Below are 12,010 nucleotides of genomic sequence, written 5' to 3' on the forward strand. Positions count from 1 at the left end.
TCCGATGGCCCGGTTTCATCTGTCGATGGATTTACAATTGTTCTCCGGGGAAAAAACGGAAAAGGCCACCCCTAAAAAGCGTAACGACGCCCGTAAAAAGGGACAAGTCGCGCACAGTCAGGAAATGGTGTCATCCGTCGAACTGCTGGTAGCTGTCGCCTTGTTTCTGGCATTGGGGAATTATTTTTGGGATCGAATTATCGGAATGTTTAGCGACGTGTTCATGCATCGGTTGACGACGGATATTAGCGAGTTAAACGTTTATCAATTATTTGCCAGCTACACCTTTCAGATGTTAATGTTTCTTGCTCCTATTTTTATCGGCGCTCTCGTCGTCGTATTCGCAGTCAGTTATATGCAATTCGGCTGGTTGTTTACGACGGAGCCGTTAAAATTCAAATTCAGTCCGTTGAATCCGATACAAGGCTTCAAACGCATGTTCAGCGCGCGTTCGCTTTTCGAACTGGTAAAAAGTTCGCTAAAGCTCTTTGTCGTTGCCGTTGTCGTCATTATTATATTATGGGCCGAACGCGACAGCGTGCTGGCCTTGTCTCATGTCCCGCTGCAGGATATTTATTCGTTTGCCGCGGACTTGACGATTTGGATGGGACTGATCGTCGCCGTGCTGCTGTTCGTTCTGGCGATCGGAGATTTCTATTTTCAAAAATATCAGTTTGAGAAAAGCATTCGAATGAGCAAGCAGGACATCAAAGACGAGTACAAAAATATGGAAGGCGATCCGAAAGTCAAGGCACGGATTCGAGAACGCCAACGCCGGATGGCGATTATGCGGATGATGCAGGAAGTTCCGAAAGCCGACGTCATCATCACCAACCCGACGCACTTCGCCGTGGCGCTGCAGTACGACGGCACGAAGATGGATGCGCCCAGGGTCGTTGCCAAAGGCCAGGATTACTTGGCGCTGAGAATTCGCGAAATCGCCAAGGCGAACGACGTCATCACCATGGAAAACAAGCCGCTCGCCCGCGCCCTGTTCGAACGCACGGAAATTGGCGAAACGATTCCAGGCGATTTGTTCCAGGCCGTCGCGGAGGTGTTAGCTTACGTATATCGTCTCAAAGGGCGCCGCAATGCATAACGGCCTCGCTTTTTGTAACCGCGCGTCTTTCGCGCAAGCAATCCGCAGGAGGGAGGGAACGTCATGAAAATCCGGGACATTTTCATTCTTGTCGGCATTATAGGCATCGTCCTGATGATGGTCGTCCCTATTCCTCATCAGCTGCTCGACGTTTTGCTGATCATCAACATTTCCGTTGCGCTCATGATATTGCTGCTTTCGATGAACACGACCGATGCGCTGCAATTTTCCATTTTCCCGACGCTGCTGCTCGTTACGACCGTGTTTCGATTGGCGCTCAACATTTCCACGACGCGGCTTATTTTGTCGGAGGGCGAAGCGGGCAAGGTCGTCGAGACGTTCGGGAGCTTCGTCGCCGGCGGCCAGCTGGCCATCGGGTTCGTCGTTTTCCTTATCCTGATCGTCGTGCAGTTTATCGTCATTACGAAAGGCGCCGAACGGGTGTCGGAAGTCGGGGCGAGATTTACGCTCGACGCGATGCCCGGGAAGCAAATGAGCATCGACGCCGATTTGAACGCAGGCTTGATCAATGAGCAGCAGGCCAAGGAACGGCGCGAAAAAATCGAGAAGGAAGCCGATTTCTACGGCTCTATGGACGGTGCGAGCAAGTTCGTCAAAGGGGATGCGATCGCCAGCATCATTATCGTCGTCATCAACCTTGTCGGCGGTTTTATTATCGGGATGGCGATGCACGGGATGAGCTTCGAGGAAGCGCTCAACACCTATTCGATCCTGAGCATCGGCGACGGTCTTGTCAGCCAAGTGCCGGCGCTGCTCATCAGCACGGCGACCGGCATTATCGTGACCCGCGCGACTTCCGAAGGAAACATGGCGGACGACTTGTCGGAACAATTGCTGCGTTATCCGCGGCTGCTGTATATCGTAGCCGGCACGATCGCGCTGCTCGGCCTCGCGACGCCGATCGGTCCGATCGCCACGATACCGTTTGCGGCCATCCTCGCGATCGCGGCGTATCGGCTGCAGAAGAGCATGAACCGCAAGCAAAAAGCGGAGGATCTGCTCGTCGAGGAAAAGGAGATCGAAGAGGTGCGCAGCCCGGAAAGCGTCATCAGCCTGCTTCAAGTGGATCCGATCGAGTTCGAATTCGGTTACGGGCTTATCCCGCTAGCGGATACGCAGCAGGGCGGGGATTTGCTGGACCGGATCATCATGATCAGGCGACAGTGCGCCCTGGACATGGGGCTCATCGTCCCGGTCATCCGCATTCGCGACAATATTCAACTGAAGCCGAACGAATACGTCATCAAAATCAAAGGAAATCTGGTGGCGCGCGGCGAGCTGCTGCTTCATCATTACCTGGCGATGAGTCCGGGATTCGAGGACGATTCGATCACGGGCATCGAGACGAAGGAGCCGGCGTTCGGACTCCCGGCGCTCTGGATCGACGAGCAGATGAAGGAACGGGCCGAACTTGCCGGTTACACGGTCGTCGATCCGCCTTCCGTCGTCGCGACCCACCTGACGGAAATCGTCAAGAAATACGCGCACGAGCTGCTCGGCCGGCAAGAAACGAAATCGCTTCTCGACAGCGTCAAAGAAAATCATACCGCGCTTATCGAAGAGCTTGTTCCTTCGACGCTGTCGATCGGCGACGTGCAGAAGGTGCTTTCCAAGCTGCTGAAAGAGAAAATTTCGATTCGCGACTTGGTCACCATATTCGAAACGTTGGCCGATTACGGCAAATTCACCAAAGACCCGGATGTGCTGACGGAATACGTTCGCCAAGCGCTTTCGAGGCAAATCACGCTGCAATATACGAACCCGAACGAACCGCTCAAAGTCATCACGGTCAGCCCGGCCGTCGAGAAGAAGATCGCCGATTCCGTCCAGCAGTCCGATCAGGGAAGCTACTTGGCGATGGATCCGGCTTCTTCGCAATCGATTTATCATCGGCTTTCCGAGCAAGTGAACAAAGCCGTCCAAACCGGGCAGCAGCCGATCATTTTGACTTCGCCGAACATTCGGATGTATTTGCGCCAGATGATCGAACGCAGTCTTACGGACGTACCCGTCATATCGTACAGCGAACTAGAGCCGAGCATTGAAGTGCAGAGCATCGGGGTGGTGAGCGCATGAAGGTAAAACGTTATGTTGCGGGCGATTTGCCCGAAGCGGTGCAAAAAATTCGCAGCGAGCTCGGAAAAGATGCCGTTATTTTGAACACGAAGGAAATCCGCGTCGGCGGATTTCTTGGCATGTTCCGAAAGAAACGTGTCGAGGTCATCGCCGCGGTGGACGAGGGGGCGGCAAAGCCCGCCCCCGGCCGCCGACCGCTTCGCCGAAATTCGTCCCACCCTCTCCGGCAAAATTAGCGCCCGCGCTATCCGAAGAGCCGAGCGACGGCAAGCCGAAGGAGGTGCTTCCGCCGCAGGCGGTCCGGGAACGATACAGCAGGGGAACGGGAGATGCCGTCTCGCCGAAAGCTTCGGCGCCATCCGCCGCGGCGACGGCCGTCAAGGCGTTGCCCGAAGCGGAAGAGCAAAGACGCGAGGTTGCCGTCAGCTCGTTCGCGGCTGCGATGCAATCGGCTTTGAACGGGCAATCGGAGGCAGCCGAATCTCCTCCGGCGCGGAAATCCGAACCGCCCGTATTGGCGCAACGGGCCGAAAGCTCTTTCGAGACGATTGAAAAAGAGGAGAAGGAAGAGGACGAAGTTTCGGCCCTGCTCCAGGAGCTTCGTTCGATGAAAGAAATGATGATCCGCATCAACCGGCAGCAAAATGCGCAAGCGATGCCGGCCGCGGTTTTGAAGCTCTCGAAGCGCTTGGCCTCCCAGGGCGTTGAACCCGTCTATGTCGAGCAGTTCGCTCAAACGGTCATCGAACGGCTGGAGGAACATCCCGATCCCGACGACGAGGAGTTTCGGCAAACGGCTCGGGAGCTTTTGCGGGAATGGTTATTGCCGTCTGTCGGTCAGGGGATCTCTCCGAATACGCGAATCGTCAACTTCGTCGGCCCGACGGGGGTCGGCAAGACGACGACGATCGCGAAAATCGCCGCGGATCAGGCGTTCATCCACCGGCGCTCCGTCGGCTTCATCACGGCGGATACGTACCGGATCGCCGCCGTCGATCAACTCCGGACGTATGCGGATATTTTGAACGTTCCGCTGGAAGTCGTATTTTCGCCATCGGAATTGACCCGCGCCTACAAAAAGCTGGAGGACCGGGATCTGCTACTGATGGACACGGCCGGCCGCAACTACCGGAACGAGCTGTTCGTTTCCGAGGTAAACAGCTTGCTGGCGCCCGGTCAGCAGGCGGAAAACTTGCTCGTGCTCAGCCTTACCCATAAATATTCCGACTTGAAGGAGGTTGCCTCCCAATTCGCGAAATACGGCGTCCGGCGCCTTCTGCTGACGAAGACGGACGAGACGGATTCCTACGGATCCGTGCTTAATCTGGCACGGGAATTCGATTTCGAGATTTCCTATATCACCTGCGGCCAGACCGTCCCGGACGATATTCGCGCCTTCGAACCGGACGAGTGGGTAAACCGGTTGCTGGGGGATGCGTCCGATGGCTGATCAAGCGCAAGCGCTCAGGCATATGGTTTATTCCAAGGACAAGCAGTCCCCTCATTCCACCCGGATCCTTACTGTTACGAGCGGAAAGGGGGGCGTCGGGAAGTCGAATTTCAGCCTGAACTTCGCGATGGCTTTGCAAAAAAGAGGCTTCCGGGTGCTGCTGTTCGATGCCGATATCGGCATGGCCAACATCGACGTGCTGCTGGGCATTCCGGCGACGTATAACCTGTTCCATTTGTTGAAGCGCGAGAAAACGATTTGGGAAATCATTCAAACGGGACCGAGCGGCCTTCAATTTATCGCGGGGGGCTCGGGGTTTCAGGATCTGATTCGCTTGTCGGACAAGGATCTGGAGTATTTCGCCGGCGAGATCGGAAAGCTTCACGGACATGTCGATTTTCTTCTGTTCGATACGGGAGCAGGGTTGTCGAAGGAAACCGTGCGCTTCATCACCGCGGCGGACGAGACGCTCATCGTCACGACGCCCGAGCCGACCTCGATAACCGATGCCTACGCCCTGATCAAAATGGTCAAATCGATGGGCCACGACGTGACGTTCAAGCTGATCGTCAATCGCGTATCCGACGATCGCGAAGGCCGGCAAACGGCGGACAACATCCGGCAGGTCGCCAGCCGATTTTTGGGGCTCGACATCCCGCTGCTCGGTTTCGTTCCGGATGACGCAAGCGTGTCCAAAGCGGTGAAGCGCCAAACGGCGCTAGCCGTCGCTTTCCCGGAAAGCCCGGCATGCAGAGGCATCGACAACATCGCCTCTCGCTATCTCGCGGAAAAGCCCGATGACGATCGCGGGGGGACGGCCGTGCGCTTCATGCAAAAAATTCGCCGGCTTTGGAGCAGGTAAGCCGTTCGGGTTCACATCTTAGAGACTTGTAAAGGGGGAGCACCATGTCGCTCTATAAAGTGCTTGTTGTTGACGATTCCCCTTTCATGCGCAAAGTTTTCAGCGATTTCATCGCAGCCGATCCGGCTTTCGAGGTCGTCGGCATCGCGCGTGACGGCGTGGAGGCAGTCGAACGGACAACGCAGCTGCAGCCCGATATTATTACGATGGATCTCGAAATGCCGCACATGAACGGGCTGCAGGCGCTGCGCAAAATCATGTCCGTGCGGCCGACTCCCGTCATCATGCTGTCGGCGGTGACGGACAACGGAACCCGCGATACGATCAAGGCGTTGCAGTACGGCGCCCTCGATTTTATCCGCAAGCCCGACGGCGCGGTGAAGCTGGACATCCGGAAAGTCGGGGAACAGCTTCTGGAGAAGCTTCATATGGCGGCCGAAATGGCCGGCAGCGTCAATTTCCGCGCGTTGAAAGATATGGAGGAGCGGGAACCGGAGGAAACGGAAATATCCGCGCCGTCCGCGCGGGATCTTCCGCCGCCGGAAGGGAGAAAGCCGGAGACGGCCGCCCCCGCCGCGCCGGGCAAGCCCGCGCCCGAAGTCGGCGCCAAACCGCCGCTTTCAAGAAAAGCGCCCGTATCCCGCCCGCTTCCGGAACGGCCGGCTTCGCCGAAGACGACGAACCGGCTGGATTCAAGGCTCATGTCCAAAACGCCCAGGGACGGATTAGGGGAACAAGGGCGCGCGAAAAAGCCGGGAGAAGCGATGGCGTCTGCCAAGACGCCGCCAACGCCGCCGGCAGCGCCCGGGAAAACGGAGGCCAGGCCGGAATCGCCTTTGCGGAAGATCGGCGGGGCTTCCCCGTCACCCGTCCCGCCGGCGGAAAGCCGCGAGAGGGAAGGGCCGAAAGGACGCACCGATTTTACGGAAATCGTCGTGATCGGGACGTCGACGGGCGGCCCCCGAGCGCTGCATGAAGTGCTGTCGGGCATCCCGCAGTCGTTTCCGGCGCCGATTCTCGTCGTGCAGCATATGCCGCCCAAGTTCACGCACTCGCTGGCGCAGCGCCTCGATTCGTTCGCGGCGATCGACGTCCGCGAAGCGAAGGACGGCGAACCGCTGCTGACGGGGACGGCTTACATCGCGCCGGGAGGCCGGCATATGGCCGTAAAGCGGGAGGGCGCGGGCCGTTACCGGATCGAGTTGTCGGACGGGCCGCCCCAAAGCGGCCATCGGCCGTCGGTCGATTGGCTGTTTGAGTCCGTCGTCGGCATGAAAGAACTGAAAAGGCATGCCGTTCTCATGACCGGCATGGGCAGCGACGGAGCCAAAGGCATGAAGGCCTTGCGCGACGACGGCGCGGCGACGACCATCGCCGAAGCGGAGCAAACGTGCGTCGTTTACGGTATGCCCCGTTCCGCGGTTGAGCTCGGAGCGACGACGCATGTGCTCGACTTGCAGCAGATCGCCCCGATTCTCGCGAAAGTGGTAAGCGGAAGCGGAAAACGATAATACGAGAGCGGCTGGTTCAGCCGACCAGGAGGTGTCCGGACAGTGGAAATGAATCAGTACTTGTCCATTTTTATCGACGAAGCGAACGACCATTTGCAGTCTCTTAACGAAAATATGCTTCGGCTCGAGCAGGAGCCGGAAGACATCAGCATCGTTCAAGTGATTTTCCGTTCCGCGCATACGCTCAAGGGAATGTCCGCGACGATGGGGTTCGAGGACTTGGCGTCGCTGACTCATGAAATGGAAAACGTGCTCGACCTGGTTCGCAACAATCAATTGAAAATGAACGAAGTCATTTTCGACGCGTTGTTCAAGTGCCTCGACTCGCTCGAAGGCATGGTTCAGGACGTCGTCGGCGGGGGAGACGGCAAAGCGGACGTCTCCGATTTGGTGGAACAGCTGAAGGCGATCGTAAGAGGAGACGTGGGCGGGTCCTCCGGCAAATCGTCCGCTTCTTCGCCGCCGAACGACGCGCCGCTGGTCGCGACGGAAATGCTTCTCGACCAGTATCAGCTTTCGATATTGGAGCAGTCGGTCGACAACGGGCTGAGGGTGTTCCACATCGAGGTGATCGTCCGGGAAGATTGCGTGCTCAAGGCGGTTCGGGCCTACATGGTGTTCGAAGTGCTGGAGCGCAACGGCGAGGTGATCAAATCCCATCCTTCCGTCCAGGACATCGAACAGGACAAATTCGAACGCAGCTTCTCGGTGTACTATATTTCCCATATCGACAAGGACCAGCTGAAGAAAAGCATTTCGGGCGTATCCGAAATCGAAGAAGTCAAAATCATGGCGGTGGATCGCTCCTCGCTCGCCGAGCTCGATCAATCCAAGCAGCGGGAAAACGAAGCGACGGTTCAAGCGATTCAATCCGCCCGCGAAATCGCCGCGGCAGCGGCAGCGGCCCCGCAAGCCGCCGCCCAACCCGCGTCCCAGGCGGCTTCCGCCGAAACGGCCAAAAAAGCGCCGGCGGCTCCGGCCAAAGCTGCCGGCGCCGCAGCGGCCGGCGGCCGAACGATTCGCGTGGACATCGAGCGGCTGGACAAGCTGATGAATCTTTTCAGCGAACTGCTGATCGACCGCGTCCGGCTGGAACAGCTCGCTTCGGAAGTGCGCCGCAACGATTTGACGGAAACGGTCGAACATATGGCGCGCGTCAGCAGCGACCTGCAAAATATCGTGCTGAAGCTGCGCATGGTTCCGGTCGAAAGCGTCTTTAACCGGTTTCCCCGGATGGTGCGGGACCTGGCGAAATCGCTGGACAAAAAAGTCGATCTGGTCATTACGGGCGCGGAAACGGAACTGGATCGGACGGTGATCGACGAGATCGGCGACCCGCTCGTGCACCTGATCCGCAATTCGGTCGATCACGGGGTCGAATCGATCGCGGACCGGGCGGCCGCCGGCAAGCCTGAAACCGGCACCGTCCAGCTTCGCGCTTTTCACAGCGGCAACCACGTATTTATCGAAATCGAGGATGACGGCAAAGGCATCAACCGGGATAAGGTGCTGGACACCGCCGTCAAGCGCGGCGTCGTCACGCCGGAAGCGGGCAAGAAGCTGACGGACGAAGAGGTATACATGCTGCTGTTCGCGCCGGGCTTCAGCACCGCCGACAAAATTTCCGACATTTCCGGCCGGGGCGTCGGGTTGGACGTCGTCAAATCGAAAATCGAATCGCTCGGCGGCCAGGTTACCGTAACGTCGGCATTCGGCCACGGCTCCACCTTTTCCATCCAACTGCCGCTCACGCTGTCGATCATTTCGGCGATGCTCGTCAAGCTCGGCTCGGAAAAATACGCGTTTCCGCTGTCTTCGATCGTGGAGACGGCGGCGATCCGCCGCGAGCAAATCCGGGAGCTGCACGGCAATCGCGTCATCGAGTTCCGCAAATCGATCATTCCGGTCGTATCGCTTGCCGAATTGCTGGAATGTCCCGATTACCGGGACGACGAAGAAGCGGAAACGGAAATGCTCGTCGTCCGGAAAGGGGATAAGCTGGCCGCCGTCCTGGTGGAAGATTTCATTTCCCAAAGCGAAATCGTGCTGAAAACGCTCGGCAAATATTTGACCAACATTCCGTTCGTTTCCGGCGCGACGATTTTGGGCGACGGCCAGGTCGCGCTCATCGTCGATCCGAACTCGCTCATCAAATAATTTTCCGCATCCAAAAGGAGGAACGCCACATGGCAGAGGAATTGAAGGTCATCGTTTTCACGCTTGCGCATGAGGAATACGGCATCGAGGTAGACAAGGTTCGCACGATCGAGCGCATGGTTCCGATAACCCGCGTTCCGAAAACGCCTGCCTTCATCAAAGGCGTCATCAATTTGCGCGGTGTCGTCATCCCGGTCATCGATTTGCGGGGCCGGTTCGGGCTCCCCGAGTCGGAAACGACGGAAAATTCCCGGATTATCATCGTCGCCGTGAACGATCTCGAAGTCGGCTTCATCGTCGACTCGGCCAACGACGTCATCGACATTATGAGCGATACGATCGACGTGCCGCCGGAAGTCGTCGGCGGAATCAAGGCGAAATATTTGAGCGGCGTCGCCAAAATCGGCGAGGATCGCCTGCTGATTTTGCTTAACTTGTCGGAGGTGCTGAGCCGCTCCGAAATTATTCAGCTGGAACAAGCCGGGGAATAACCGTGAACATGTTCAGTCAGGACGCCGATTTTAAAATGGACGTGCTGCGGGAAGTGGGCAACATCGGAGCCGGAAACGCCGCTACGGCTTTGTCCCGCTTGCTGGACAGGCCCGTCGACATGGCCGTCCCCAAAGTCAATTTGCTTCCCTTCGAGTCGATCGCCGAACAGGTCGGAGGTTCGGAAGAGGTGGTGGTGGCCATCTTCCTCCGGATGGAGGGAGACGTTCCCGGCAACATGTTTTTTCTGATGAGCCGCAAACAAGCGAAGCAGCTGCTCGTCGGCTTGCCGGGCTTCGATGCGACCGAAGAAGGCGGGTACAGCGAGCTTGAACTGTCGGCGCTATGCGAAATCGGCAATATTTTGGCCGGCTCTTATTTGTCTTCTCTCGCCGATTTGACGGGCCTTTACATGACGCCTACCGTGCCGTCCGTCGCGGTGGACATGGCCGGCGCGATTTTAAGCTACGGCTTGCTGCAATTCGGAATTATGGGGGACGACGCGCTGCTGATCGATACGACGTTCGTTCAGGACTCCCGGGAGGCGGAAGGTCATTTTTTCCTTATTCCCGATCCCGAATCGTTCGAGAAACTGTTCCGGGCATTAGGAGTGCCGATCTGATGGTCGAAGCGAATTTGATCAAAATCGGAATGGCGGATTTAAACGTCGCGACATCGGGAGGTTTGCTCCGGACGACGGGACTCGGCTCTTGCGTCGGCTTGACGCTGCACGATGCCGAGCTCCGGGTGGCCGGCATGGCCCATATCATGCTGCCCAGCTCGGATATTGCCCGAGAAGGAACGCTGAATATCGCCAAATACGCGGATACGGCCGTGCCGGAGTTGCTTGCGAGGCTGTTGAAGCTGGGGGCCGATCGCCGGAGGCTGGTGGCCAAGCTTGCCGGCGGCGCGCAAATGTTCGCGTTTGCGGGCGCGAGCGACAGCATGCGGATCGGGCCGCGCAACGTGGAGTCGGTCAAGCACGCGCTATCGTTGTTGTCGATTCCGGTCGTGGCGGAAGATACCGGCGGAAATTACGGCAGAACGATCGAACTGGACAGCATTAGCGGCATTTTGAATATCCGAAGCGTGCAGTTCGGAATAAAGGAGATTTGAGAATGAGAGGCACATGGCGGTGGGTCGTCGTTTTTGCCGCTTTCGGCGCGGTTCTGACCTTTCTTTTCTCTTTGTCCAACAATCCGCTCGCGACGACGGCGCTTCGCAGCCTGTACGCCTTTTTGGCGTTCGGTCTGGTCGGCGCGGCCGTTCACGTGGCGGTCGGCCAACTGCTTCGGCCGGCGAACGCCGCGCCGCCGGAACGCGGGGACGCGGACGGCAGAGGTTCGGTGGTGGACCTTTCCACGCCGGACGACGACGGTTTGCTAAACGATATGTTGAAGGAGCAGAGGGAAGGGAGGGCGCCGGGAACGGCGGAGGCGGCGCCCGCGGGAGAGTTTCAGCCTCTCGCGCCAAAAAAATTGGTTTCGGTGGAATCTCCCGAGCCAGAGGCAGTTGTCCAGGCAATACGTCAAATGTCGGACGAATAAGGACGGTGAGCACGAATGATCGATCATCATGCCCGGTTATCCCATCGCGAAGTCTGGAAGCGCTGGAAGGAAAACGGGGATCCCGATGCGAGAAAACAGCTGATCGAGCATTATTTGCCGTTGGTTGATTACGTGTCCAGCCGCATGGCCGTCGGACTGCCCAAAAACGTGACGAAAGACGATTTGGCTTCGAGCGGGGCCATGGGACTTATCGATGCCATCGAAAAGTTCGATTACGAGCGGGGCCTTCAATTCGAAACGTACGCATCGTGGCGAATCCGAGGCTCCATTATTGACGGGCTGAGGCAAGGGGACTGGGTTCCACGCTCGGTGCGCGACAAAGCGAAAAAAATGGAAGACGCATATGCCGCGCTGGAGCAGCGCAACCTGCGAACCGCCACCGACGAGGAAATATGCGCCTACTTGAACATAACGAACAAAGAATTTCAGCACATGCTGCAGGAGGTAGCCGTCGCGACGGTATGTTCGCTCGAGGATCCGATTCGCGAGGAAGAATCGGAAACCCGAATGTCGCTGCTAATCGACGAGAAGGCGCTGAATCCCGAGTCGAAAGTTCATGAAACCTATTTAAAAGAAGCGCTGACGGCCGGCATCGAGAGGCTGACGCCGAAAGAACGGACGGTCGTCTCCTTGTTTTACTATGAGGATCTGTCGCTTAGCGAAATCGCGGAAGTGATGTCCTTGTCGCCTTCCCGCATTTCGCAGCTGCATTCGAAAGCGATTTTGAGGCTGAGGGCCGCCCTCGCCAAGCAAAAGGATCAGCTGCTGCAAAAATAA

General features: G+C 57.5%; 12 protein-coding genes. All 12 read left to right on the forward strand.

The annotated features are described in order from the left end of the window. Positions 1-4: 4 nt before the first annotated feature. Positions 5-1,099 carry a flagellar biosynthesis protein FlhB gene (gene flhB, locus JW799_RS20830; protein WP_080839904.1) on the forward strand — a complete coding sequence of 365 codons (1,095 nt, stop codon included), beginning with the start codon at positions 5-7 and terminating at the stop codon, positions 1,097-1,099. A gap of 63 nt (positions 1,100-1,162) precedes the next feature. After that, complete coding sequence (gene flhA / locus JW799_RS20835; RefSeq protein ID WP_080839902.1) at positions 1,163-3,196, forward strand: flagellar biosynthesis protein FlhA; 2,034 nt, start codon at positions 1,163-1,165, stop codon at positions 3,194-3,196. Then, positions 3,193-3,432, forward strand: a complete 240-nt coding sequence (locus JW799_RS20840; protein WP_420830650.1) for a hypothetical protein — start codon at positions 3,193-3,195, stop codon at positions 3,430-3,432. The genes flhA and JW799_RS20840 overlap by 4 nt, the downstream gene beginning before the upstream one ends. Positions 3,433-3,476: 44 nt before the next feature. Then, entirely contained in the window at positions 3,477-4,646 is a 1,170-nt protein-coding gene (gene flhF, locus JW799_RS20845) for a flagellar biosynthesis GTPase FlhF (protein ID WP_205431504.1), read from the forward strand. Then, entirely contained in the window at positions 4,639-5,508 is an 870-nt protein-coding gene (locus tag JW799_RS20850) for a MinD/ParA family protein (protein WP_080839898.1), read from the forward strand. The genes flhF and JW799_RS20850 overlap by 8 nt, the downstream gene beginning before the upstream one ends. 44 nt (positions 5,509-5,552) lie before the next feature. Beyond that, entirely contained in the window at positions 5,553-7,019 is a 1,467-nt protein-coding gene (locus tag JW799_RS20855) for a protein-glutamate methylesterase/protein-glutamine glutaminase (RefSeq protein ID WP_205431505.1), read from the forward strand. Positions 7,020-7,061: 42 nt separating this feature from the next. Beyond that, positions 7,062-9,176, forward strand: coding sequence for a chemotaxis protein CheW (locus JW799_RS20860; protein WP_205431507.1), 2,115 nt, complete (start codon positions 7,062-7,064; stop codon positions 9,174-9,176). Positions 9,177-9,205: 29 nt separating this feature from the next. Next, positions 9,206-9,667: a chemotaxis protein CheW gene (locus tag JW799_RS20865; RefSeq protein WP_080839892.1), complete on the forward strand. Its 462-nt coding sequence runs from the start codon at positions 9,206-9,208 to the stop codon at positions 9,665-9,667. A gap of 8 nt (positions 9,668-9,675) precedes the next feature. Further along, on the forward strand, positions 9,676-10,287 hold the full coding sequence (locus tag JW799_RS20870; protein ID WP_080839890.1) for a chemotaxis protein CheC: 612 nt from the start codon (positions 9,676-9,678) through the stop codon (positions 10,285-10,287). Next, positions 10,287-10,781: a chemotaxis protein CheD gene (locus JW799_RS20875; protein ID WP_205431509.1), complete on the forward strand. Its 495-nt coding sequence runs from the start codon at positions 10,287-10,289 to the stop codon at positions 10,779-10,781. Before JW799_RS20870 ends, JW799_RS20875 begins: the two co-directional genes overlap by 1 nt. Before the next feature lie 2 nt (positions 10,782-10,783). Continuing rightward, positions 10,784-11,212, forward strand: a complete 429-nt coding sequence (locus JW799_RS20880; RefSeq protein WP_139787307.1) for a hypothetical protein — start codon at positions 10,784-10,786, stop codon at positions 11,210-11,212. A 15-nt stretch (positions 11,213-11,227) separates the two neighbouring features. Continuing rightward, positions 11,228-12,010, forward strand: coding sequence for a FliA/WhiG family RNA polymerase sigma factor (locus JW799_RS20885; RefSeq protein WP_080839888.1), 783 nt, complete (start codon positions 11,228-11,230; stop codon positions 12,008-12,010).

The organism is Cohnella algarum (genome assembly GCF_016937515.1).
In the GTDB taxonomy this organism is placed as follows: Bacteria; Bacillota; Bacilli; order Paenibacillales; family Paenibacillaceae; genus Cohnella; species Cohnella algarum.